This window comes from Actinomadura geliboluensis (assembly GCF_043197915.1).
Taxonomy (GTDB): Bacteria; Actinomycetota; Actinomycetes; order Streptosporangiales; family Streptosporangiaceae; genus Spirillospora; species Spirillospora geliboluensis.
This window is the reverse complement of sequence record NZ_JBICUA010000005.1, coordinates 514,401-535,479: the sequence shown is the minus strand read 5'-3', so window position 1 is coordinate 535,479 and position 21,079 is coordinate 514,401. Positions and strand designations below refer to the sequence as shown.

Sequence of the window (21,079 nt, the reverse complement as noted above, 5' to 3'; positions counted from 1 at the left end):
CGTCAGGTCGTCAACTCAAGTTCCAGCTGCTCGGCGACCGGTTCCGGGGGCGGCTGCGGGGCCGGGGGCACGGCCGGGCGGCCGCGTCCCGGCCACCACCAGTTCGCGTGGCCGAGCAGGCTCATCAGCGCCGGGACGAGGACGAGCCGGACGATCGTGGCGTCCATCGCCACCGCGACCGCGAGGCCGACCGCCATCATCTTCACCGTCGGGTCCGGCTGCGCGACGAAGCTCGCGAACACGAAGATCATGATGAGCGCGGCCGAGGTGATGAGCCGGGCGGTCGCCCCGATCCCGACGACCACCGACTCGTGCGGGTCACCGGTCCGGTCGTACTCCTCCCTGATCCGCGACAGCAGGAAGACCTCGTAGTCCATGGACAGCCCGAAGATCAGCGCGAACATGAACAGCGGGATGAACGACATGATCGGGATGGCCTGGTCGACGCCGAGCAACTCGACGCCCCAGCCCCACTGGAACACGGCGGTGACGACGCCGAACGACGCCCCGATCGACAGCAGGTTCATCAGCGCCGCCTTCACCGGCACGATGATCGAGCGGAACGCGATGACGAGCAGCAGCAGCGCGACGCCGACGACCGCGACGACGACGGTGAGCATGCGGTCCCCGACCGTGGCGGCCACGTCGATGATCGCCGGGTTCTCGCCGCCCAGGTAGATCTCGGCGCCGGGATTAGCGTCCCGGACGGCGGCGATCTCCACGTCCCGCAGGTGCCGGACGAGTTCGGTGGTCGATTCGGCGTGCGGCGCGTCACGCGGGGTGACCTGCACGATCGCCGTCTTCCCGGTCACGACGGGCGCGGCGGCGAAGACGACGCCGGGCGCCTCCGACAGCCGCCGCTGGAGCTCTTGGCCGATGAGGACGGCGTCCTTGTCGGGCTTCTTCGTCTGGTCCGGCGCTCCCTTCGGGAGGGCGGGCGACGGGGACGGGGACGGCCTCGCCCCGGACGGCCCCGTCAGGCCGGACAGGCCCTCCCGCCCGTCCACCGTGGGCACGACCCGCTTCGGTTTGGCGCGCTGCTCCTCCCCCGGCACCTTCGCGACGACGACGAACGGGCTGTAATGCCCGGCGCCGAACTCGCGGGCGACGATGTCGTACGCCTGCCTGGCCTCCATCTTCGGCGACGACATGCTGTCCGCCATCACGCCGAACCGCAGGCTGAGCGTCGGGATCGACAGCGCCAGCAGGACGAGCGTCGCGACGATCGCGTACGGCCAGGCGTGCCGGTCGACATGGCGCCCCCACGCCGTCCAGCGACGCGAGCTGCGGTCGGGCCGGACGCGCGGCAGCCGGTACCGGTCGATGCGGGTGCCGAGCGCGCCCAGCAGGGCGGGCAGCAGCGTCAGCGCGGCGACGACCATGACGGCGACGGCGAGCGCGGTGGCGATCCCGATCCGCCCGATGAACTCGATCCCGGACAGGAACAGCCCGCAGATCGCGAACACGACGGTGCCGCCGGCGAAGACCACGGCGTGCCCGGAGTGCGCCATGGCCCGGCCGACCGCGGTCTCGACGTCGTCGCCCTCGGCGAGCTGCTGCCGGTACCGGGTGACGATGAACAGCGCGTAGTCGATCCCGGCGCCGATGCCGAGCATGGCGGCGACCATAGGCGCGGTCGGCGCGATCTGGAACAGCGACGCGGAGAAGTGGATCAGCGAGTAGGCGACGGCCATCCCGCACAGCGACACCAGGATCGGGATGCCCGCCGCGAGGTAGGACCCGAACGCCAGCAGCAGCACGACCAGCGCGAGGACGATCCCGACGCCCTCCTGCGGCCCGCCCTTCGGCTGGTTGAGGATCATCGCGGTGATGCCGCCGAACTTCACCTCCAGGCCCGCCATCCGGGCGGGCTCGACGGCGCGGTTCAGCGCGTCGAGGTCGGCGTGCGAGATGTCGCTCATCGTGCCGGTGAGGTTCAGCCGGACGACGACCGCGTTGTCGTCCTTCAGCCCGCCCATGCCCTGCGCGTAGGGGTTCTCGACGAACGCGACGCGCTTCAGCGCGCCGATGTTCTCGATCGACCGGCCGATGGTGAGCGCGACCCGCCAGTCCGCCGGGCTCGCGGCGCGGGTCTCGTGGAACACGACGGTCGCGGTCGGCCCGGTCATCGCCGGGAAGTCCTGGTGGAGGGCGTCGATGGCGCGCTGCGTCTCGGTGCCGGGCAGCGTGCTCTGCTGGACGAACATGCCGCCGTGCGTCAGGCCGAGGACGCCGGCGCCGAGGATGACGGCGACCCACAGCTCGAACACGGTGCGCCGCCGCCGCACGCAGAGACGCCCCAGTGCGTCCAGGAATCGCGCCATGTCCGCAGAGAACACCCATCGGTGCAGATTTGCAATACGTGCAACTTTGCAATGGTGGTAACGTGCGTCACATGGACGAGGCGAACGGCGGCGAGGAGACGGAGCGGCCGAGCCTGCGCGAGCGCAAGAAGCTGCGCACCCGGCAGGCCATCGCGACCGCCGCGCTGCGCCTGTTCGCCGAGCGCGGCTACGAGGAGACGACGATCGCCGACATCGCCGCCGCCGCCGACGTCGCCCCGCGCACGTTCTTCAGCTACTTCCCGTCCAAGGAGGACGTGGTCTTCGCCGAGATCGACGACCGGCTGGCCGAGGTCTCCGAACGGCTGCGCCGCACCCCGGGCGAGACCCCGATGGAGACGATCCGGCGCAGCATCGTGGACGTCCTCAACGCGGTCGTGGCGGAGCACCGCGACTACGGGCCCGTGCAGATCGCCCTCGTCCTGGAGCGCCCCGCGCTGCGGGCCCGCGCGCTCCAGCGGATGACCGACGCCCAGGAGGTGATCGAGGCGCTGCTGCGCGAGCTGTGCCCCGGCATCTCCGAGATCGACGCGGTCGCCGCGTCCGGCATCGCGATCGGCGGCATGCAGGCGGTCGTCGCGCACTGCCGCCGCGAGGGCTACGACCCCCTGTCGATGCGGACGGCCCTCGACCGCGCGGTCGACATCGTGGAGCACGGCCTGGTCTCGGTCGACGCGCTGTCGCGGCCGTCACCCTAGAGCGCCGTCACCCTAGAGCGCCGTCCCCGAACCCCGGGTGCCGGCGGCGGAGGCGCCCGCCGCCGGTACCCGGCTCACGGCCCGGCTAGTCGGTGATCTTGATGCGGAGGCGGCGGAAGCCGCGGCCCTTGTTCTCGACCTTGGCGACCGTGATCCGGCCGATCTGCTTGGTGGAGCCGACATGGGTGCCGCCGTCGGCCTGCGTGTCGAGCCCGACGATGTCGACGATCCGGACGTCCGCCACCTCCGGCGGCACCAGGTTCGTCGCGGTGCGGATGATGTCGGGGATCTCGAACGCCTCGGCGCGCGGCAGCGTCCTGATGTCGATGCGCCGGTCGGCCTCGACCTCGGCGTTGCAGGCGTCCTCGACGGCCTGTTTGAAACCGGGCGGGACCTCGCGGAGGTCGAAGTCCATGCGAGCCGTCAGCGGCTCCATGTTGCCGCCGGTGACGAGGCAGCCGTAGTCGCGGAACACCACCCCGCACAGCAGGTGCAGGCCGGAGTGGGTGCGCATCAGGGCGGTGCGGCGGTCGTCCTCGACGGCGGCCTGGACGACGGTGCCGGCGGGCGGGACCGGGTCGTCCTCCACCGGGATGAGGACCAGGTCGTCGCCCTTGCGGACGCCCGCGATCCGGGTCTGGACGCCCTGCCACAGCAGGACGCCGTGGTCCGGCGGCTGCCCGCCGCCGCCGGGGTAGAAGGCGGAGCGGTCGAGGACGATGCCGTCCGGGCCCGCGTCGAGGACGACGGCCTCCCAGTCGCGCAGCGCCTGATCGTCCAGTTCCAGCCGGGTGGTGCGTCCGAGGGTCTCGCTCATGGCCTCACGGTAGAGGTCACCAGGGTCCGTAGGGGCCGGATCGGGAACCGCCGCGGCCGCCGTTCTTCTTCTTGTACGGGGCGACGGCGGGCCGGACGTCCGCCAGGTAGACGGCGGCGGCGATGAACGCGGCGACCGGCAGGATGCCGATCAGCAGCGCGATGGGGCTGGCGCCGAGCGCCGCCGGCGCGACCGCGTACGCGGCGCCGACGACCGTCGCGACGATCAGCACGATCATCCAGAGCCGCTTGCGCCACTTGCCCGCCGCGGCGTAGGCGCCCTCGGGCACGGTCAGCGAGTCGATCAGCGCCCACGCCTCCATCACGAAGGCGATGATCAGCAGCAGCCAGAAGAAGTAGTCCAGCACATTGAAGCCCTCCACGGCTATCAGCGCTCCTGCTCGTCTCGGACGGCGACTCTTCGTCGCGCACACGGCTCGTCGCTCACATGGCTCGCCGGCTCACACGGCGTCTTCCACCCCAACCCTATGCGCACTGTCCAGAGGGGCGGACGGCCGCGCGCCGACCTGCTGGAACAGACGAAGGAGCCCGGCCGGATGTTCCCGGCCGGGCCCCTCACGGCGGCGCCGTTACTTCTTCGCGGTGGTGCGGCTCTGCCGGGCGGTCCCGTTGGCGCGGCGCTGCGGCGCGGTGCGGGTCCGGGCGGCGGGCTTCGGCTCGGGCTCGGTGATCTCGGCGACCTGGACGGCCTCGCGGTTCACGACCTTGCGGCCCCGCTCGGTGAGCTCGTCGATGAACTCGACGGCGCGGGTGCCGAAGTGCGTGGCGTACGCGACCGCGGCGCCCGGCAGGTCCTTGGCCTCGACGCGCTGCTGGTAGCGGGAGACCTCGCCGCGGTAGCGGTCCACGGTCTCGCGGACCTGCTCGCGGTAGCGGTCCACCTGCCCGGGGACCTCACGGAGCTTCTCGACCGCGAAGTCGCCGGCGCCGGCCACGGTGTAGACGGCCTTGTTCTCTCGGAGGTTGCTGGCCAGCGTCATCCGACCTCTTCCTTTCCATGGGAATCATGCGGCTCTGATGGTTCCGGCGCGTCCCGGTCGTCCCGGGCCGCCGCGTCGGCGAACCCGGTGCCGGTCGCTCCGGTGGCCTCGTTCTCCTTGAGGAACGACGCGTAGATGTCGAGCAGGACCTGCTTCTGCCGCTCGGTGAGCAGGAGGTCGGCCCGGACGGCCGCCATCACGTCGGTGTCGGCCTCGCGGTCCTCAAGGATGCCGGCCTGCACGTACAGCGCCTCGGCGGAGATCCGCAGCCCCTTGGCGATCTGCTGCAGGATCTCGGCGCTCGGCTTGCGCAGGCCGCGCTCGATCTGGCTCAGGTACGGGTTGGAGATGCCCGAGACGTCCGCGAGCTGGCGCAGCGAGATCTTCGCGCGCGTGCGCTGTTCCCGGATGTACTCCCCGATGGAGCCGACCTTCGAACTTGCCATGTCTCCACCCTGCGTCATGGTGCTTGCAATTGCAAGCGCCCTTGCTAGCACTTCGTGGTGAATCGCCTCACATGCCGGAAAGGTCGGAAAGGCGAGGTCAGTCGACCTTGGAGGACGGCGCGATCCAGGTGTTGCAGACGGTCAGGTCGCGGCCGTTGAAGCCGGTCACCACCCAGCCCGCGTAGTGGCGCCCGGAGCCGTGGTCGCGCTCCTCCACCGGCTTGCGGTCCTCGCCGCGGCCCCGCACGTCCACGATCATCGCGACGTACTGCTCCCGGGTCATCGGCAGCGTGGACCGCTCCGAGCCGAGGAACGCGCCAGCGAAGCACTGCGCCTGCAGCTCGATGCGGCGGCTCGCCTCGTTGCCGGTCGCGGTGTCGCCCGTCTCGATCTGCCGGTCGCCGTAGAGCAGGATGCCCGCGCGGTCCTGGACGTGGTGCCCGTACTCGTGCGCGATCACCCGCGCGTACACGGCGTAGTGGGACAGGGGCTCGCCGCCCGACGTCTCCACCACGTGCTCCAGGCCGACGTACATCGTGTTGTTCGCCGGGCAGTAGAACGCCGACGCGCCCGGCGCCGGGTAGGTGCCGCAGGGGCTGCGCCCCGGGTTCACCCAGAACACGCGGTTGGGCTTGTTGTACGAGATCCCGGCCTTCTGGAACTGCTTGGTCCACGCGGTGTCCAGGCAGTCGCTGAGGGTGTCCATGAACTGGCGCATCGAGTCGGCGGACGGCAGGATGCGCGGCAGCCGGCAGCTCACCGACGTCAGCGGCCCGCTCTTGTACAGCTTGCTGTCGGTGGCCTTCTCCTTGGGCGACATCGACTCGGCGCCGCGGCCGGACGAGGTGCTCGTCCCCGTGCCGCCCGCGCCCTGCGTCCCGCCGAGCACGGAGAGCACCACGATCGCCAGCACGACCAGCGCCGTCAGCCCGCCGAAGATGCCCGCGATCGTCCCGCCCGCGCTGCGGCGCGGCGGCGGACGCATCGGCACGTACCGGTACTGCGGCTGCCCGTAGGCAGGCTGCCCGTACCCCGGCCCGTACCCCGGGCCGCCCGGCGGCTGCGCGCCATAGGGCGGCACGCCGTGCGGGGGCCCGCCATAAGGGGGACGGCCGTACGGCGGGGCCGGTGGCCGCGACGATGGTGGCGGCGGGGGGTATTGACCTGCCATAGCGCAGAATCATCGCACGCGTTCCCGATACTATTTGCGGCCATGTCTGCTCTTGCGGCGTTGTTCCGGTTCCGGCCAGTCGTCCTGACGGTGTCGGCCGCGGTGTCGGCCGTGGCGCTGAGCCCCGTCATGACCACCCCCGCCGCGGCGGCGGGGCCGGGCGCCGGGACGGCCGCCCCGGCGGAGCGGGTGCTCAAGGACGAGGTCGTCCTCACCGCCGGCAAGGGCGGGACCGTCAAGGTGAAGGAGACGGTCGTCTACCGGTTCGCCGGGCAGAAGGGCTTCCAGCGGGCGTTCCAGACCCGCGTCCACGAGAGCCTCAGCGAGGACCGCGTCTACAAGCTGGACAACCTGCGGGCGAGCAGCCCCGACGGCGGGCCGACGCGGGTCAGCGCGTCCGAAGGGGAGACGCGGACGACCGTCAAGGTCAGCGGCACCGGCGCCCTGAACGGCAACCGCACCGTGGTGCTGGAGTACGACCTGCGCGGCGCGATCACCCCGATGGGCGGCGCGGAGGAGCTGCGCTGGCCGGTGATCGGCGGCTGGAAGGTCCCGGTGGACGAGGCCAAGGCCGTCGTGGACGGCGGCGCGATGATCCGCAGCGTCAACTGCTTCACCGGGCCGATCGGCAGCACGATCGGCTGCACGCAGTACTACACGAACCACACGCACACGCAGGGCGTCTACGCCCAGCAGGGCATGCTGCCCGGCGAGTACCTGACGGTCGTCGCGGGCCTGCCCGCCGGCACGACCGGTGGCAAGGCCCTCTACGAGCGGCGGCACACGCTCGCGACCGCGTTCTCCGTCAACGCCGTGACCGGCTCCGTGCTCGCCGGCCTGCTGGTGCTGCTGGTCGGCGGCGTCGCCGCCCTCTACCTGCTGCGCGGCCGGGACGCCCGGGTCGTGGGCAAGAAGGCCGCCGAGGGCGACCAGGCGCCGGTCGCCGGGGCCGAGTTCGAGCCGCCGGACGGGGTGCGGCCCGGCCAGATCGGCACGCTGATCGACGAGCAGGCCGACGTGATCGACGTGACCGCGACGATCGTCGACCTCGCCGTGCGCGGCTACCTGCTGATCGAGGAGGAGGACCGGGCCCGCACCGGCCGCCTCGACTGGACGCTGCGCCGCCTCGACCGCCCGCAGGTCGACCTCCTCCCCTACGAGCGGATCCTGCTGGACGCGCTGCTCACCGCCCCCGACGGGACGGGCCGCGACGCGGTGAAGCTGTCGGAGCTCGGCGGGACGTTCGCGACGAAGCTGGCGCAGGTCAGGTCCGCGATGTACGACGACGTGGTGAAGCAGGGCTGGTTCGCGCGCCGCCCGGACACCGTCCGGTCCCGCTGGACGGTCGCGGGCATCCTCGTGACGCTGCTCGGCATCGGCGCGACGGTCGCGCTGGCGCTCACCACCGAGTGGGCCCTGGCCGGCCTCGCGCTGATCATCGCGGGCGCGGCGCTGGCCTATGGCGGCCAGTACATGCCGGCGAAGACGGCGCGCGGCGCGACGGTGCTCGCGCACACGATCGGGTTCCGGGCGTTCCTGGAGCGCGGCGCCGTCCCGGACGGCGACGCCGTCGCGTCCCGGCAGCGGATCGCGCTGTTCTCCCGCTTCCTGCCGTACGCGGTCGTGTTCGGCACCGTCCCCACGTGGGCGGAGACGGTCAAGGACGCGGGCGAGCAGGGCGCCGACAACCTGTACTGGTACGAGGGCCCGGCCGAGTGGGACCTGTCGAAGTTCGCCGAGTCGATGCGCACGTTCACGCTGGCCACCTCCGGCTCCATCTCGCAGTCGCGCGGGTTGTGACCGGGCGCCGGGCGCCGGGCGGGCACGGGCGGTTAACCGGCTGACGCGGGGTAGGTGCCGGGGCGAGGAGGTGTCGCCTCATGTTCCTGGCAGACCAGCTCCCCCCGCCCGGCGGCAGCGACCTCGGGACCTCCTGGTTCTTCTACGTGGGGCCGGCCGTCATCTTCCTCGCGGTCGTCTTCTGGGTGGTCGTCACGCTCACCGCGTCCCGCAAGCCGCCGCGCAGCCGGAGGACGATGGGCGGCCTGCCCAACCGCGGGCCCGTCCAGGGCGGGGTCATCCAGGGCAGCCCGTCCCAGCGGACGCGCCGCGACCCCGCGCCGTCGGTGACGCATCGCGAGGTCATGGACCACATCGAGCAGGCTCGCGCCGAGGAGGAGGCCGTCCAGCGGCCCGAACCGCCGCGGAAAGCACGTAGGCGGAAGCGGCGGCACCTCTTCGGCGGACGCTGACCCCGCCGACCCCCTGACCCGGCTGACTTGGCCGACCTCGACCGCCCCTGATCACCCCACGTAAGATGTCTGACGTCTTACTTGGGAGGGTTCGTGGGATTGAGTCCCGTTTCCAGCGGCTCGACGGTGGACGCCGTGCTGGAGCAGCTCCAGGCGCAGGTCAGCGCCGGTTCCTGGCCGGTCGGCGAGCGGATCCCGGCGGAGACCGACCTCGCCGCCCAGCTCGGCGTGAGCCGTCCGGCCGTCCGCGAGGCGATCCGGGCGCTGTCGCACGTCGGGGTGCTGGAGGTGCGGCGCGGCGACGGGACGTACGTGCGCAGCAGCGCCGACCCGCGCCCGCTGCTGCGCCGGGTCGCGCGGGCGTCGGCGCGGGACGTGTTCGAGGTGCAGCTCGCCTACGACGTCCAGGCCGCCCGGCTCGCGGCCCGCAGGCGCACCGCCGCCGACCTGGAGCGGCTGGAACTGCTGCTGCGCGCCCGCGACGAGGCGACCGAGCCGGACGCGTTCGGCGCCGCCGACGCGCGGTTCCACCTGGGGGTCGCGGAGGCGTCCCGGAACCCGGTCCTCATCGAGGCGATGCGGTACTTCATCGACCGGCTGCACGAGTCGATGCGCGCGATCCGGCTCGACCACGACGTCCCCGAGGCGGGCCCGGCCCGGCACCGCGCCGTGCTGGACGCGATCGCGGCGGGCGACCCGGAGGCGGCGGCGTCGGCCGCGGCGGCCGTCGTCGAGCCGACCCTCACCGTCCTGGAGTCCCTGCTCGGCGAGGGGACCGCGCGCGGCGAGGCGGCCCCGTGACGGCGCGGCGCGCCGGGCTGGCCGGCTCCCTGCTCATGATCGTCCTGGTGGCGGTCAACCTGCGGCCGGCGATCGCGGCGGTCGGCCCGGTGCTGACCGAGATCAGCGACGAGTTCGGGCTGTCCGGGACGGCGGCGGGCGCGCTGACCACCCTCCCGCTGGTCTTCTTCGGCTCCTACGGGCTGGTCGCGGCGTTCCTGCCGCGGGCGCCGCGCGGCGAGACGCTGCTGGTCAGCGCGATGGCACTGCTGGTCGGCGGGCTGCTGCTGCGGCTGCTGGACGGCTCCGCGGCGCTGTTCGCCGGGTCGCTGGTCGCGGGGATCGCGATCAGCATCGGCAACATCGCGATGCCCGGCATCATCAAGCGCGACCACCCCACGCGGATCACCACGGTGACGGCCGTCTACACGGTGGCGGTGACGGCCGGGGCGTCGCTGTCGTCGGGGTGCGCGGTGCCCGTCGAGCACGCCTTCGACTCGAGCTGGCGGCTGCCGCTCGGCCTGCTCGCGGGCCCGGCCGCGCTGGCCGGACTGCTGTGGGTGCCGCGGGCGCGCCGCGCGGCGCACGCGGCCCGGTCGGCGCCGCCGGCGGCGCACCGGCGCGGCGTCACGGCGCTGGTGTGGCGGTCGGGCCTCGCCTGGCAGGTCACGGTGTTCATGGGCCTGCAGTCGCTGCTCGCGTACGTGGTGCTCGGCTGGCTGCCGACGATCTGCCAGGACCGCGGGATGGACGAGGCCGCCGCCGGCTACGTGCTCGCCCTGACGTCGGGGGTCCAGGCGATCGGGTCGCTGGCCGTCCCGGTGCTGGCGCGCCGGACCCGCGACCAGCGCCCGCTGGTGGTCGCCACGGCGGTGCTGGCCCTTGTCGGCTTCGCCGGGACGACCTGGGCGCCGATCGGGTCGGTGTGGGGCTGGGCGGTGGTCCTCGGCTTCGGCCAGGGCCTCGGGTTCGCCACCGCGCTGTCGTTCATCGGGCTCCGCGCCCACGACGCGCAGGTCGCGGCGCAGCTGTCCGGGATGGCGCAGGGCGTCGGCTACGTCATCGCGGCGCTCGGCCCGCTCGCGCTCGGCGCGCTGCACGACGCCACCGGCGGCTGGAGCGTTCCGATGGCGGGCGTGCTCGCTGTGTGCGCCGGCATGGCGGTGCCCGGGGTGGCGGCGGGCCGGCTCCGCACGGTCGGCGCCCCCGCCGAGCCCTCCGAAGGGATTAACTCGGAAATCAGCGGACACATCCCTAATTGACCCCTGCGTGGGGCCGATACGCCATCGGGAGGTGGACGACGATGCGCGGCACGATCCTGGCCGACCCAACCAATCTCGTGGCGCTCAAATGGGCGTGGATCATCATTGTGGTGGCCGTGGTCGGGCTGATCGCCTGGCTCTCGCTGACCATCGAGGCCTCCTCCAGGAGGGTGCACCCCGGTCGCCGGAACGACCAGCAGAACCACCGCGGCATGGAGCAGGGCGGCCTGTACACCTACCGGCCGGGGATGTTCTCCCACAGCTACCCGCCGTCGCGGGACGGCCAGTGGGAGGAGTTCCGCAAGGACAACCCCCAGCCCGGCCGCGAACCGAAGAAGGTGTGGCCGGACGGCATCCTCTACGAGCAGACGGTCTTCAAGGAGGAGATCGAGCAGCTCAAGCGCACGCCCGAGACCCGCTAGGACGCGCCGCCCGGCACGCTGCCTAGGACGCGCCGCCCGGCACGCTGCCGCGCGGCGCGTTCCGGCTAGAACACGTCGGGCGCGGGGCGGACTGCGCCCACGACGCCGTCCCCGCCCCGCACCTCGACCACGGCCAGCTCCTCCAGGCCCGGCTTGTCGAGGCCGAGGGCCCGCAGCAGCGCCACGGTGACGGGCGTCCGCGCGCGCATCGCCCCGTCGTCGATCTTCACGGCCCCCGCCCGGCCGTCGGTGTACGCGAACGCGTCCACGCCCTCGGCGCCGCACTTGACGAGCAGGCCGGGAACGGCGTCCATGAGCTGCCGCTCCTCGCGCCGGGTGCCGGACGTCCACTGCGGGTGGGTGCGCATCGCGTCCGCCACGCGCCGCTCGGGGCTGCCCGGCGCGGCGAGCACCAGCGCCCGGAACGCCCGCGCGACCCCGACCGTGGACACCGCGAACAGCGGCGCCCCGCACCCGTCCACGCCGACGGCGGCGACCGGCTCCCCGGCCAGCTCCTCCACGACCTCCCGCACCGCCTCCTGCAGCGGGTGCGCGGGGTCGAGGTAGGTCTCCTTCGGCCAGCCCGCCGCGACGCACGTCGCCAGCATCGCGGCGTGCTTGCCGGAGCAGTTCATCCGCATCCGGGACGGGCCGCCGCCCTGCCGCGCGACCGCCTGCTGCGCCTCGGGGTCGATCGGCCAGCTCTGCGGGCACCGCAGGTCGTCGGCGACCAGCCCGGCGCCGGCGAGGATCTTCTCGGCGCCCTCGACGTGGAAGTCCTCACCGGAGTGGCTGCCGGCCGCCAGCGCGAGCAGCTCGTCGTCCAGGCCGAGCCCGCTCCGCAGCATCGCGACGGCCTGCATCGGCTTGTTGGCCGACCGCGGGAAGATCGCCGCCTCGGGCTCCCCCGCCCGCACCGCGACCGCGCCGTCCGCCGCGATCCCGACCGCCGCCCCCCGGTGCCGCGACTCCACGAACCCGGAGCGCTCCACCTCCACCAGCACAGGATTCACGTTCACCGCACCCTCCACTCCAGCCCGCGGGTCCCCGCCCGGTCACGCAGGGTCAACTACCCCGCCCACCGCACCGAACCGGCCCTGACCCGCCCATGATCGCGATTATGCACCCCCATGACCCGGCCGAACGTCCCCGCGCCACTGGATGCGGCCTACGGATACGAGGGCGGCACCCGCCTGCACGGCTGCATCGCGACGAAGAGCATCTGACCGGCTCCGCGCGCGGACGCCCCGCCCTCGGCCGGCGCCCCGCGCGTCAGCGGGGCCTGGTCTTCAGGAGGGCGCGGGCGTCCGCGGCGGACATGGGCGGGCGCTGGGCCAGGCGGGCGGCCTGGGCGGCGCGTTCCACCAGCTGGACGTTCGCCGTCACCGGCTGCCCCTTCGCCAGGGTGACGGTGTCCTCCATGCCGACGCGCAGGTGGCCGCCCGCCGAGAGGGCGGCGAAGAGGACGGGCAGGGACGTCCTGCCGATGCCGGTGGCCGACCAGGTCGCGCCGGGCGGGAGGGCCTCCACGGCGGCGACCAGGGTGCGGGCGTCGCCGGGCATGCCGCCGGGCACGCCCATCACCAGGTCGCAGTGGACGTGGCCGCCGTAGGGGAGGCCGTGCTTGTCGAGGAGCCTGTGCAGCGCCGCGATGTGGCCGAGGTCGAACAGCTCGAACTCCGGGACGACCTCGCGTTCCTGGGTGCGCTGGTACAGCTCCACCATGAACGGCCAGGGGTTCATGAAGACGTCGTCGCCGAAGTTGACCGTCCCGCAGGTGAGCGAGCACATGTCGGGCTCGGCGTCCAGGACGCGGATGCGGTCCTCGTAGGGGTCGGTGACCGCACCCCCCGTGGACAGCTGCACGATCAGTCCCGTGCTCTCCCGCAGCGCCGCCACCGTGTCCCGCAACCGGGACGGGTCGAGCGTGGGCCGCGCGTCGTCGTCGCGGATGTGCACGTGGATCACGGCCGCGCCGGCCGCCTCGCACTCCTTGGCCGTCTGGACCAGTTCATCCAGGGTGACGGGCAGGGCCGGAACATCCGCCTTGGCGGACTCCGCGCCCGTGGGCGCCACCGTGATGAGCGTCGTTGCTCCCATAGGCGGCAGAATGCATGGTCATGCGTGCTGTAGTCCAGAGGGTGAGCCAGGCCAGCGTGTCCGTGGACGGGCGCGTCGTCGGCGCGATCGAGGGGCCGGGGCTGCTCGTGCTCGTCGGCGTGACGCACGACGACGGCCCGGAACAGGCCCGCAAGCTGGCCGCGAAGCTGTGGGGGCTGCGGATCCTGGACGACGAGAGGTCGTGCTCGGACGTCAACGCGCCGCTGCTGGTGGTGAGCCAATTCACCCTGTACGGGGACGCGCGGAAGGGCCGCCGCCCGTCGTGGACGGCCGCCGCCCCCGGGAACGTCGCCGAGCCTCTCGTTGACGCCGTCGTCCACGAGCTGCGGGGGCTGGGCGCCAAGGTCGAGACGGGCGAGTTCGGCGCCGACATGAAGGTGGCGCTGGTCAACGATGGCCCGATCACGCTGATCCTGGACGTCTAGCGGGCCCCGTGCGCGTCTAGCGGAACCCGTACACCATGCCGACCAGGACGACGACAGTGCCGGCGGCGGCGAGGAGGATCAGCAGGCGGTCGGGCGGGGTGAGCCGTCCGCGGACGTCGGAGGACACGACGACCACGCCCGTCTCGGCCTCGTCCCGGTGCGGCTCCTTCTGGAACGGGTTGCGCAGGCCCGCGAGCCGCCACAGCGCGTCGTTGCGGAGCCGCTGGTGGTCGGGGCCGCAGGCGAACAGCCGCCCCCGGGTGCGTTCGGTGCAGGCCGCGCCCTGCTGGCTCAGGACCCGGCACATGGTGGGCACCAGCATGAACTGGTACAGGCACCAGCCCAGGAGCGCGAGCAGCGCGACGCGCCAGGAGTGCAGCCACCACGCGGCGCCGGCGAACAGCGCGAACAGAGCCCACCACAGCAGCGCGGACTCCCGGCGGGGCCGACGCCGGGTCCCCCGCCTGGCCGCCTGAGGCTCCCGCTTCCCAGGGTTCGCGACCATCGGTAGGAATCCACCTTCCCCGGACGGCGGCCGGTGAGAAATCGTCTATGTCCGACGATATTCGCCCGGGGGGCGCGCTGCTACCCGTGTTTCGCGGGGCGGCTACCCCTGTTTGGCAGGGCGGCGGCGCAGCGCGATCTGCGCGTTCGCGCCGGTGTCCGGTGACACGATGACCTCCTGCGCGGCCGCGACTCCGCCGGCCAGCAGCTCCGCGTCCACCGGGACGTTACGCTTCACCGTCGCCAGCGCGACCGGCCCCAGCTCGTGGTGCCGGGCCGCCGACCCGACGAACCCGATCGTGCGCCCGCCGGGAATCTCGACCGGGTCGCCGTGCGCGGGCAGCCGGTCGACGCTGCCGTCCAGGTGCAGGAACACCAGGCGGCGCGGCGGCCGCCCGAGGTTGTGGACGCGCGCCACCGTCTCCTGCCCCCGGTAGCAGCCCTTGTTCAGGTGGACGGCCGTCTCGACGTAGCCGGCCTCGTGCGGGATCGTCCGCTCGTCGGTGTCGAGCCCGAACCGGGGCCGGTGCTCGGCGATGCGCAGCGCCTCGTACGCCCAGAGGCCGGCCGGTTCGAGCCCCTCCGGGAACTCGCCGCGCGGGACGATCCGCGTCGCCGTCCCCGCGACGTCCGGCCAGGACAGGCCGCCGTCCTGCGGCGGGCCGGTGACGACCATGTACTCGGAGGTCACGTCCGCGACCTCGACGCGGAGCATGAACCGCATCCGGTCGAGGAACTCCGCGAGGGGCGCGGCGGCGCCGGGCTCGACGTGCGCCCAGGTCGTCTCGCCGTCGTCGATGACGAACAGGTGCTGTTCGATGTGGCCCTTGGGGTCGAGCAGCAGCGCCTCGGTCGGCTCGTACGGCGTCAGCCCGTCGAGGTGCTGGCTGAGGAGGCTGTGCAGCCAGCTCAGCCGGTCCGGGCCGGTCACCGTGAGGACGCCCCGGTTGCTCCGGTCGACGAACGCGGCCCCGCGTTCCAGCGCGCGCTGCTCCTTCGACGGGTCGCCGTAGTGCGCGGCGATCTCCTGGTCGGGCGCGTCGGCGGCGACGGCTCCGGGCGTCTTCAGCAGCGGGCTCTCCATGCGTCCAGCCTATGTGGCGCGGCACTCCTTGCACCGCCCGTAGACGGTGAGGTGGTGCACGTCGGTCTCGAACCCGAAGTCGCGCCGCAGGACGTCCGCCAGCCCGGCGGCGGCGCGCGGGTCGACGTCCTCCACCGTGTGGCAGCCCCGGCAGACGAGGTGGATGTGCTCGGCCTCGGCGGCGAGGTGGTAGTTCGGCGGCCCGTGCCCGAGATGGGCGTGCTTGACGAGCCCGAGCTCCTCCAGGAGTTCGAGCGTCCGGTACACGGTGGAGATGTTCACGCCGCGGGCGGTGCGCTGCACCTCGGTGCAGATCTCCTCGGGGGTCCCGTGCTCCAGGTTGGTGACCGCCTCGAGGACCAGCTGGCGCTGAGGGGTGACCCGGTACCCCTTGGCCCGCAGCTCCTCTTGCCACGACTCGACCATGCACCGAGTCTAGAACCCGCCCGGCGGGCGCGGTCCCGGGCCGGATTCAGCCCTCGGAAAATATGTTTGCCTCACCGTGCACCCTCACATAACGTGCGGGGTACGCGCGAAAGGAGGTGGTCCAAGCAATGGTTGATTGTAGGACTCGCGAGGTGGCTGTCCGCTAGTCGCCGTTCCGCCTCGGACCGCCGCCCCCTGGGCGGTGGAGCCGGTCGCGACGGTGACCGGCGAATACCAGGCAGTTACCCGGTCCCCGGACCGATGGACCCGTCCTGTCCATCACCCCGCCACCCGGCGGGAAGGTCCGGGGATCGTTCATTTCCCGGGGGTCTCGCCCGGCCTTCAGGACACCTTCTTCAGCTGCGCCGACAGGTGCGACTGGAGCTGCTGGCCCACGGCCGCCATGTCGTACGCCCAACCGAGGTCCTCCCCGATCAGCCCGTACAGGCGGTGCCCGGCGGTGACCTCCTTGGCCGACTCCGTGCGCGCCACGACATCGGTGTGCAGCTCCACCCGGTTGAACGCCACATCGCCGACGTAGATCTCGACGATCCCGGTCGGGTGGGCCAGCGTGACCTCCACCTGGTGGTTCGGACGCGGCCGCCAGTACCCCGTCTCCACCGCCAGCGGACGCCCGAGCGTGCCGTCCGGCTCGATCATCCAGGTGCGGCTCGCGTAGATCAGAAAAGGCTTCCCGATGTGGGTGAAGGACAGCTCCTGGCCGAAGTTGAACGACTCGATCGTGGGATAGCCGCCCACGCCGGCGCCCTCCCAGGTGCCGAGCAGGAACTTCAGGGGCTCAAGGTCCGGGTGCAGCTCAGGAACGTCCATGGAAACCGAGCGTAGCGGCGCCCGCCGCCCTCCGCGTCCCGCTCCCGGCGCCGACGGGGCCCTCCACGTCATGGGCTGACCGGGCGGTACGCCGCGTCCGTGCTACTTCAGCCGGCCGAGCCGGATCACGAGGAGGACGGCGGCGACCGCCATGAGCCCGAGGGCGAGGACGAGGATCCCCGCGTTCACCATGCCACCCACACCGCCGATGCTACGGGCACCGTCCGGAACTAGAGTGCCGATATGGCGAGACCACTCGTGATCAAGGTGACGGCGGGCGCGGACGCCCCCGAGCGCTGCAACCAGGCGTTCACGGTGGCGGCGGCCGCCGCGGCCAGCGGGGTACCGGTCTCGCTGTGGCTCACCGGGGAGTCGGCGTGGTTCGCGCTGCCGGGGCGGGCCGCCGAGTTCTCACTGCCGCACGCCACCCGCCTGGACGACCTGCTCACCGTCGTCCTCACCAGCGGGCGCGTCACCCTGTGCACCCAGTGCGCGGCCCGCCGCGACATCGGCCCGGACGACGTCCTGCCCGGCATCCGCATCGCGGGCGCCCCCACGTTCGTCGAGGAGATCACCCTCGACGGCGTCCAGGCCCTCGTCTACTGAGCCGCGGGCCCGCAGGGCGAGGGCGAGGCCCGCGAGGGTGGCGCCGGTGAGGCCGAGCATGAGGTCGCCGATCGTGTCGCGGTAGATCGTGACGGTCTCCGGGGTGTCGAGGATGAAGACGCCGTACTCGAAGAACTCCCAGAGGATCGCGGCGATGGCGCCGGCCCCCGAGCAGGTCAGCGCCATCGCCCACGGCTTGAGGCCGCCCCAGCGGCGCAGCGCGACGCCCGCCGCGGCGCTCAGCAGCGCCCAGTTCCCGAAGTGGCAGGCGTCGTCGAACCAGCCGACGGTGTCGTAGAGGTCGGCGGCGTTCCCGGCGACGTCCACCAGGAAAGGGAGCGTCACGAGCAGGTCCACGTCCCATGGGAAGCTCCTGTCCCGGCCGCGCAGCGCCCAGACGAGGGTGACGAGCATGACGGCGGCGGGGTAGGCGGCCACGCGGACGCCCATCGCCTTGTCCGCGAACCGGTCCCATTCGGGGAAGGCGACGGCGAGCGCGAGCAGGGCGGCCAGGGCCGCCTTCGCGGCGAGGGCGGGCGGGCGCCAGCGGGAGGTGTCCATGTCCGGAAGCTTCGCCTTCCAGCGCGTTCGACCGCATCGGCGCACCTACTCAGATGCGCCTGAGTGGTTCGTCCGCCCGGGGCGCCGATCCGGGCGCGGTAGAAGCGACGCAGAACGGATATAGGTCACCGGACACCCGTTCAGGAGGGGCCGACCGGATGCTCGACGTACCGCTATGGGCCTGGGGCGCGACGATCGGACTGATCGTCGGGTTGTTCGTCCTCGACTTCTTCGTCGCCGTCCGGCGGCCGCACGCGGTGCACATCAAGGAGGCGACCTTCTGGTCGGTGTTCTACATCGGCGTCGCGATCCTGTTCGGCCTCGCCGTGTGGGCGCTCGGCGGGCCGACCGGCGGCACCGAGTACTTCTCCGGCTGGCTCGTCGAGAAGAGCCTGTCGGTCGACAACCTCTTCGTCTTCGTGATCATCATGGGCCGGTTCGCGGTGCCGCCCGAGTACCAGCAGAAGACGCTGCTGTTCGGGATCGCCGCCGCGCTGCTGCTGCGGGCCGTCCTGATCGCGATCGGCGCCGCCGCGATCAGCCTGTTCTCCTTCACCTTCCTGATCTTCGGGCTGATCCTGATCTGGACGGCGGTGCAGCTCATCCGGCACCGCAACGAGGAGCCGGACGTGGAGGACACGTTCCTCGTCCGCCGCGCCCGCAAGATCCTGCCGGTGAGCGAGAGCTTCCACGGCGGGCGGATGCTCGCCCACGAGAACGGCCAGCGCGTGATGACGCCGCTGCTGATCGTCTTCGTCGCGATCGGCAGCACCGACGTCCTGTTCGCGCTGGACTCCATCCCCGCCGTGTTCGGCGTCACCAAGGACCCGTTCCTCGTCTTCTCCGCCAACGCGTTCGCGCTGCTCGGCCTGCGCGCCCTCTACTTCCTCATCGAGGGCCTGCTGGAACGGCTGGTGTACCTGTCGATCGGCCTGTCGGTGATCCTGGCGTTCATCGGCGCGAAGCTGATCCTGCAGTTCCTGCACGAGGACGTCGACGCGTCCATCCCCAAGGTGCCGACCACCCTGTCGCTGGGCGTGATCCTCGCGATCCTGCTCTTCACCACGGCCGCCAGCCTCGTGCGCGTCCACGCCCACCCGGAGGAGAAGGCCAAGGCGGGCTCCCTGCGCAAGCGGCGCGAGAAGAAGCCCCGCGACGAGGAGCCCGCCCACCGCTGACCCCCTGCCGGGCGGGCGGGCTCAGCCCATGCTCTTCGCGCCGTCGAGGGACTCGCGGATGATGTCGGCGTGCCCGGCGTGCTGGGCCGTCTCGACCGCGATGTGGGTGAGGACGCGGCGGGCCGACCAGTGCGTCTCGGTGTTCCACGGGGCCTTCGGGAGCGGCTGGACGGCGTCCAGGTCGGGCAGGCTCACCACGAGCTCGTCGGTGCGGCGGGCCGCCTCCTCGTAGGCGTCGAGGACGCCCTGCAGCGTGTCGCCGGGCAGCATCTTGAACTCGTCCGCGCGCCGCTGCCAGTCCTCCTCGGTCATGTCGGTGAAGTCGCCCATGGCGGACGGGCCCTCCACGATGAAGGACGCCCAGTTCCGCTCGACCGAGGTGACGTGCTTGATGAGGCCGCCGAGGCACAGCTCGCTCTTGGTCGTCCGCAGGCCCGCCTGCTCGTCGGTGAGGTCGCGGACGGTGAAGCGCAGGAAGTGGCGGGCGCCGGCCAGCGTCGCCAGCAGGTCGGCGCGCTCGCCGGTGGCCGGGGTCGTGGTCGGGGTCGTGGTCTGGGTCTGCTCGGTCATGGTCTTGCCTCCGCCTTCCGTCGGTTCGTTCCGGTGAGTACCACGCTAGGGAGATTTGCGGCCACTTTCTGACCGCAATTGCGGGAGACTGGAAACATGGCGAACACGAGCTCCCGGACCCTGCGGCTGCTGTCCCTCCTGCAGACCCACCGGTACTGGCCGGGCGCGGAACTCGCCGAGCGGCTCGGCGTCTCCGTCCGGACCCTGCGCCGGGACGTCGACCGGCTGCGCGAGCTGGGCTACCCCGTCGAGGCGTCCCGCGGCGTCGACGGCGGCTACCAGCTCGCCGCCGGCGCCGCGCTGCCGCCGCTGGTGATCGACGACGAGGAGGCCGTCGCGCTGGCCGTGGGGCTGCAGGCCGCGACGCGGGTGGAGGGCATCGCCGAGGCGTCGGTGCGGGTGCTGGCGAAGGTGGCGCAGGTGATGCCGGCCCGGCTGCGCCGCCAGGTGGACGCGCTGCGCCAGGTGACCGTCCCCGCCACCTGGGACGGCTCCGCCGAGGAGGGCATCGACCCGGCCGTCCTCACCGTGATCGCGCTCGCCTGCCGGGACTGCGAGCGCCTCCGCTTCTCCTACACCGCCGCCGACGGGACCGGGACCGACCGGGAGGCCGAGCCGCACCGCCTCGTCCGGCTGGGCCGCCGCTGGTACCTGGTCGCCTACGACCTGGGCCGGCACGACTGGCGCAACTTCCGGCTGGACCGCCTGAGCGCCCCCGAGCCGGCCGGCGCCCGGTTCCGGCCCCGCGAACTGCCCGCCGCGGACGCCGCCGAGTTCGTCCGCAGCGGCCTGAAGGAGATGCCGCGCCCCTACAAGATCGAGGTCCTGGTGGACGCCCCGGCCGCGGCCGTCCGGGAGCTGATCGGCCAGTGGTGCACGGTCGACGAGGTGGACGCGGAGCGGTGCCGCGTCCGCATGACGGGCGACTCCCTGGAGTGGCCCATCCTGGCGCTGGGCAGGGTCGAGGCCGAGATCCACGTCGTGGAGCCGCCCGAGCTGCGCACCCGGCTGCACGCCTGGGGCGCCCGCTTCTCCCGCGCCTGACGGGCTCACAGGAATTTCCCTCAAATGTGCCCGGACGAGACGCCCACGCGGTTGTCCGCGCAGGTCGAGCGCAGGAGATTGGGAGGGACGCACCGGGCTCCAGCGAGCGCGGACCAGGGGCCGGGCCGGCCCGGGCGCGAGGAGGGAGCGGGGCGATGCGCGTCATGCTGCGAGCGGTGATGGACACCGAGCGCTCGAACGAGGCGATCAAGAACGGCAGGCTGCCGGAGGTCGTCCAGTCGCTGTACGACCGGCTCGATCCGGAGGCCGTCTACTTCTGCGCCAGCGAGGGCTCGCGCTCCTGCACCATGGTCTTCGACATGCAGGACAGCTCGACGCTGCCGACCATCGCCGAGCCGCTGTTCCAGGAGCTCGGCGCCAAGATCGAGGTCCAGCCGGCGATGAACAGGGAGGAACTGCAGAAGGGCCTGGCCTCCCTCCAGTGATTTCCCGCCCGCATAAGTCGTCCGGACGCCTTTCGGCGACGCCGCCGGGATGGCAGGCTCACAGGGGGAAACTCATCGAGAATCCCCGGGGGA

At 72.5% G+C, this 21,079-nt stretch carries 24 protein-coding genes; 11 read left to right on the top strand and 13 right to left on the bottom strand.

Annotated features, from left to right (window positions below; all coding sequences use genetic code 11):
• Positions 1 to 2: 2 nt before the first annotated feature.
• Positions 3 to 2,324, bottom strand: a complete 2,322-nt coding sequence (locus ACGFI1_RS19990) for an MMPL family transporter (protein WP_386870850.1) — start codon at positions 2,322 to 2,324, stop codon at positions 3 to 5.
• A 71-nt stretch (positions 2,325 to 2,395) separates the two neighbouring features.
• Between ACGFI1_RS19990 and ACGFI1_RS19985 the strand changes: the two genes are divergently transcribed.
• Positions 2,396 to 3,040, top strand: coding sequence for a TetR family transcriptional regulator (locus ACGFI1_RS19985; protein WP_392786944.1), 645 nt, complete (start codon positions 2,396 to 2,398; stop codon positions 3,038 to 3,040).
• A gap of 85 nt (positions 3,041 to 3,125) precedes the next feature.
• On the opposite strand, the gene ACGFI1_RS19980 is transcribed toward ACGFI1_RS19985, so the two are convergent.
• The 5 genes from ACGFI1_RS19980 to ACGFI1_RS19960 all read right to left on the bottom strand — a co-directional run bounded on the left by ACGFI1_RS19980 (position 3,126) and on the right by ACGFI1_RS19960 (position 6,384).
• Positions 3,126 to 3,857 carry an alanyl-tRNA editing protein gene (locus ACGFI1_RS19980; RefSeq protein ID WP_392786942.1) on the bottom strand — a complete coding sequence of 244 codons (732 nt, stop codon included), beginning with the start codon at positions 3,855 to 3,857 and terminating at the stop codon, positions 3,126 to 3,128.
• Between the two features lie 16 nt (positions 3,858 to 3,873).
• A complete protein-coding gene (locus ACGFI1_RS19975; RefSeq protein WP_240808380.1) occupies positions 3,874 to 4,239 on the bottom strand; it encodes a DUF2516 family protein in 366 nt (121 codons plus the stop codon).
• A 207-nt stretch (positions 4,240 to 4,446) separates the two neighbouring features.
• Positions 4,447 to 4,857 carry a hypothetical protein gene (locus ACGFI1_RS19970; protein WP_138640262.1) on the bottom strand — a complete coding sequence of 137 codons (411 nt, stop codon included), beginning with the start codon at positions 4,855 to 4,857 and terminating at the stop codon, positions 4,447 to 4,449.
• On the bottom strand, positions 4,854 to 5,303 hold the full coding sequence (locus ACGFI1_RS19965; RefSeq protein WP_240808379.1) for a helix-turn-helix domain-containing protein: 450 nt from the start codon (positions 5,301 to 5,303) through the stop codon (positions 4,854 to 4,856). Before ACGFI1_RS19965 ends, ACGFI1_RS19970 begins: the two co-directional genes overlap by 4 nt.
• Before the next feature lie 97 nt (positions 5,304 to 5,400).
• Entirely contained in the window at positions 5,401 to 6,384 is a 984-nt protein-coding gene (locus tag ACGFI1_RS19960) for a neutral zinc metallopeptidase (RefSeq protein ID WP_392786940.1), read from the bottom strand.
• A gap of 132 nt (positions 6,385 to 6,516) precedes the next feature.
• On the opposite strand from ACGFI1_RS19960, the gene ACGFI1_RS19955 reads away from it, so the two are divergent.
• The 5 genes from ACGFI1_RS19955 (at position 6,517) to ACGFI1_RS19935 (ending at position 11,190) form a co-directional block, all read left to right on the top strand.
• A complete protein-coding gene (locus ACGFI1_RS19955; RefSeq protein WP_392786938.1) occupies positions 6,517 to 8,274 on the top strand; it encodes a DUF2207 domain-containing protein in 1,758 nt (585 codons plus the stop codon).
• An 80-nt stretch (positions 8,275 to 8,354) separates the two neighbouring features.
• Complete coding sequence (locus tag ACGFI1_RS19950) at positions 8,355 to 8,726, top strand: hypothetical protein (protein WP_387073688.1); 372 nt, start codon at positions 8,355 to 8,357, stop codon at positions 8,724 to 8,726.
• A 93-nt stretch (positions 8,727 to 8,819) separates the two neighbouring features.
• Entirely contained in the window at positions 8,820 to 9,527 is a 708-nt protein-coding gene (locus tag ACGFI1_RS19945) for a FadR/GntR family transcriptional regulator (RefSeq protein WP_392786936.1), read from the top strand.
• On the top strand, positions 9,524 to 10,768 hold the full coding sequence (locus ACGFI1_RS19940; protein ID WP_392786934.1) for a CynX/NimT family MFS transporter: 1,245 nt from the start codon (positions 9,524 to 9,526) through the stop codon (positions 10,766 to 10,768). The genes ACGFI1_RS19945 and ACGFI1_RS19940 overlap by 4 nt, the downstream gene beginning before the upstream one ends.
• Before the next feature lie 41 nt (positions 10,769 to 10,809).
• On the top strand, positions 10,810 to 11,190 hold the full coding sequence (locus ACGFI1_RS19935) for a hypothetical protein (protein ID WP_392786932.1): 381 nt from the start codon (positions 10,810 to 10,812) through the stop codon (positions 11,188 to 11,190).
• A gap of 65 nt (positions 11,191 to 11,255) precedes the next feature.
• On the opposite strand, the gene ACGFI1_RS19930 is transcribed toward ACGFI1_RS19935, so the two are convergent.
• Positions 11,256 to 12,209 carry an asparaginase gene (locus tag ACGFI1_RS19930; RefSeq protein WP_386870833.1) on the bottom strand — a complete coding sequence of 318 codons (954 nt, stop codon included), beginning with the start codon at positions 12,207 to 12,209 and terminating at the stop codon, positions 11,256 to 11,258.
• A 253-nt stretch (positions 12,210 to 12,462) separates the two neighbouring features.
• Complete coding sequence (locus ACGFI1_RS19925; protein ID WP_138640138.1) at positions 12,463 to 13,290, bottom strand: BKACE family enzyme; 828 nt, start codon at positions 13,288 to 13,290, stop codon at positions 12,463 to 12,465.
• Between the two features lie 20 nt (positions 13,291 to 13,310).
• Here ACGFI1_RS19925 and dtd point away from each other — a divergent pair, with 20 nt between their 5' ends.
• The gene (gene dtd, locus ACGFI1_RS19920) at positions 13,311 to 13,736 is read left to right on the top strand and encodes a D-aminoacyl-tRNA deacylase (protein ID WP_392786930.1); all 426 of its coding nucleotides are present in this window, start codon (positions 13,311 to 13,313) and stop codon (positions 13,734 to 13,736) included.
• A gap of 16 nt (positions 13,737 to 13,752) precedes the next feature.
• Here the strand turns inward: dtd and ACGFI1_RS19915 are convergent, their stop codons facing one another.
• The 4 genes from ACGFI1_RS19915 to ACGFI1_RS19900 form a co-directional block, all read right to left on the bottom strand.
• Positions 13,753 to 14,241, bottom strand: coding sequence for a hypothetical protein (locus ACGFI1_RS19915; protein ID WP_138640136.1), 489 nt, complete (start codon positions 14,239 to 14,241; stop codon positions 13,753 to 13,755).
• 102 nt (positions 14,242 to 14,343) lie between these two features.
• Positions 14,344 to 15,324 (bottom strand): CAF17-like 4Fe-4S cluster assembly/insertion protein YgfZ, encoded by a 981-nt coding sequence (ygfZ, locus tag ACGFI1_RS19910; RefSeq protein ID WP_392739885.1) that lies wholly within the window; start codon positions 15,322 to 15,324, stop codon positions 14,344 to 14,346.
• A 9-nt stretch (positions 15,325 to 15,333) separates the two neighbouring features.
• Positions 15,334 to 15,750 carry a Fur family transcriptional regulator gene (locus ACGFI1_RS19905; RefSeq protein WP_138640134.1) on the bottom strand — a complete coding sequence of 139 codons (417 nt, stop codon included), beginning with the start codon at positions 15,748 to 15,750 and terminating at the stop codon, positions 15,334 to 15,336.
• Between the two features lie 342 nt (positions 15,751 to 16,092).
• Positions 16,093 to 16,581, bottom strand: coding sequence for an FABP family protein (locus tag ACGFI1_RS19900; RefSeq protein WP_138640133.1), 489 nt, complete (start codon positions 16,579 to 16,581; stop codon positions 16,093 to 16,095).
• Positions 16,582 to 16,824: 243 nt separating this feature from the next.
• On the opposite strand from ACGFI1_RS19900, the gene ACGFI1_RS19895 reads away from it, so the two are divergent.
• Together ACGFI1_RS19895 and ACGFI1_RS19890 are read left to right on the top strand one after the other, a co-directional pair.
• Positions 16,825 to 17,187, top strand: a complete 363-nt coding sequence (locus ACGFI1_RS19895; RefSeq protein WP_138640132.1) for a DsrE family protein — start codon at positions 16,825 to 16,827, stop codon at positions 17,185 to 17,187.
• A gap of 719 nt (positions 17,188 to 17,906) precedes the next feature.
• Positions 17,907 to 18,926 carry a TerC family protein gene (locus ACGFI1_RS19890; RefSeq protein ID WP_392786928.1) on the top strand — a complete coding sequence of 340 codons (1,020 nt, stop codon included), beginning with the start codon at positions 17,907 to 17,909 and terminating at the stop codon, positions 18,924 to 18,926.
• 21 nt (positions 18,927 to 18,947) lie between these two features.
• Here the strand turns inward: ACGFI1_RS19890 and ACGFI1_RS19885 are convergent, their stop codons facing one another.
• Positions 18,948 to 19,496, bottom strand: a complete 549-nt coding sequence (locus ACGFI1_RS19885; RefSeq protein ID WP_392786926.1) for a DinB family protein — start codon at positions 19,494 to 19,496, stop codon at positions 18,948 to 18,950.
• Positions 19,497 to 19,592: 96 nt separating this feature from the next.
• On the opposite strand from ACGFI1_RS19885, the gene ACGFI1_RS19880 reads away from it, so the two are divergent.
• Together ACGFI1_RS19880 and ACGFI1_RS19875 are read left to right on the top strand one after the other, a co-directional pair.
• On the top strand, positions 19,593 to 20,540 hold the full coding sequence (locus tag ACGFI1_RS19880) for a helix-turn-helix transcriptional regulator (protein WP_138640129.1): 948 nt from the start codon (positions 19,593 to 19,595) through the stop codon (positions 20,538 to 20,540).
• Between the two features lie 155 nt (positions 20,541 to 20,695).
• Positions 20,696 to 20,986 carry a hypothetical protein gene (locus ACGFI1_RS19875; RefSeq protein WP_301177365.1) on the top strand — a complete coding sequence of 97 codons (291 nt, stop codon included), beginning with the start codon at positions 20,696 to 20,698 and terminating at the stop codon, positions 20,984 to 20,986.
• Positions 20,987 to 21,079: the final 93 nt, after the last annotated feature.

Excerpts from the sequence above, each read along its gene's own strand:
- ACGFI1_RS19990 (WP_386870850.1), bottom strand. The coding sequence starts at position 2,324 with ATGGCGCGATTCCTGGACGCACTGGGGCGTCTCTGCGTGCGGCGGCGG.
- ACGFI1_RS19985 (WP_392786944.1), top strand. The coding sequence starts at position 2,396 with ATGGACGAGGCGAACGGCGGCGAGGAGACGGAGCGGCCGAGCCTGCGC.
- ACGFI1_RS19980 (WP_392786942.1), bottom strand. The coding sequence starts at position 3,857 with ATGAGCGAGACCCTCGGACGCACCACCCGGCTGGAACTGGACGATCAG.
- ACGFI1_RS19970 (WP_138640262.1), bottom strand. The coding sequence starts at position 4,857 with ATGACGCTGGCCAGCAACCTCCGAGAGAACAAGGCCGTCTACACCGTG.
- ACGFI1_RS19965 (WP_240808379.1), bottom strand. The coding sequence starts at position 5,303 with ATGGCAAGTTCGAAGGTCGGCTCCATCGGGGAGTACATCCGGGAACAG.
- ACGFI1_RS19955 (WP_392786938.1), top strand. The coding sequence starts at position 6,517 with ATGTCTGCTCTTGCGGCGTTGTTCCGGTTCCGGCCAGTCGTCCTGACG.
- ACGFI1_RS19950 (WP_387073688.1), top strand. The coding sequence starts at position 8,355 with ATGTTCCTGGCAGACCAGCTCCCCCCGCCCGGCGGCAGCGACCTCGGG.
- ACGFI1_RS19935 (WP_392786932.1), top strand. The coding sequence starts at position 10,810 with ATGCGCGGCACGATCCTGGCCGACCCAACCAATCTCGTGGCGCTCAAA.
- ACGFI1_RS19925 (WP_138640138.1), bottom strand. The coding sequence starts at position 13,290 with ATGGGAGCAACGACGCTCATCACGGTGGCGCCCACGGGCGCGGAGTCC.
- dtd (WP_392786930.1), top strand. The coding sequence starts at position 13,311 with ATGCGTGCTGTAGTCCAGAGGGTGAGCCAGGCCAGCGTGTCCGTGGAC.
- ACGFI1_RS19915 (WP_138640136.1), bottom strand. The coding sequence starts at position 14,241 with ATGGTCGCGAACCCTGGGAAGCGGGAGCCTCAGGCGGCCAGGCGGGGG.
- ygfZ (WP_392739885.1), bottom strand. The coding sequence starts at position 15,324 with ATGGAGAGCCCGCTGCTGAAGACGCCCGGAGCCGTCGCCGCCGACGCG.
- ACGFI1_RS19905 (WP_138640134.1), bottom strand. The coding sequence starts at position 15,750 with ATGGTCGAGTCGTGGCAAGAGGAGCTGCGGGCCAAGGGGTACCGGGTC.
- ACGFI1_RS19900 (WP_138640133.1), bottom strand. The coding sequence starts at position 16,581 with ATGGACGTTCCTGAGCTGCACCCGGACCTTGAGCCCCTGAAGTTCCTG.
- ACGFI1_RS19895 (WP_138640132.1), top strand. The coding sequence starts at position 16,825 with ATGGCGAGACCACTCGTGATCAAGGTGACGGCGGGCGCGGACGCCCCC.
- ACGFI1_RS19890 (WP_392786928.1), top strand. The coding sequence starts at position 17,907 with ATGCTCGACGTACCGCTATGGGCCTGGGGCGCGACGATCGGACTGATC.
- ACGFI1_RS19885 (WP_392786926.1), bottom strand. The coding sequence starts at position 19,496 with ATGACCGAGCAGACCCAGACCACGACCCCGACCACGACCCCGGCCACC.
- ACGFI1_RS19880 (WP_138640129.1), top strand. The coding sequence starts at position 19,593 with ATGGCGAACACGAGCTCCCGGACCCTGCGGCTGCTGTCCCTCCTGCAG.
- ACGFI1_RS19875 (WP_301177365.1), top strand. The coding sequence starts at position 20,696 with ATGCGCGTCATGCTGCGAGCGGTGATGGACACCGAGCGCTCGAACGAG.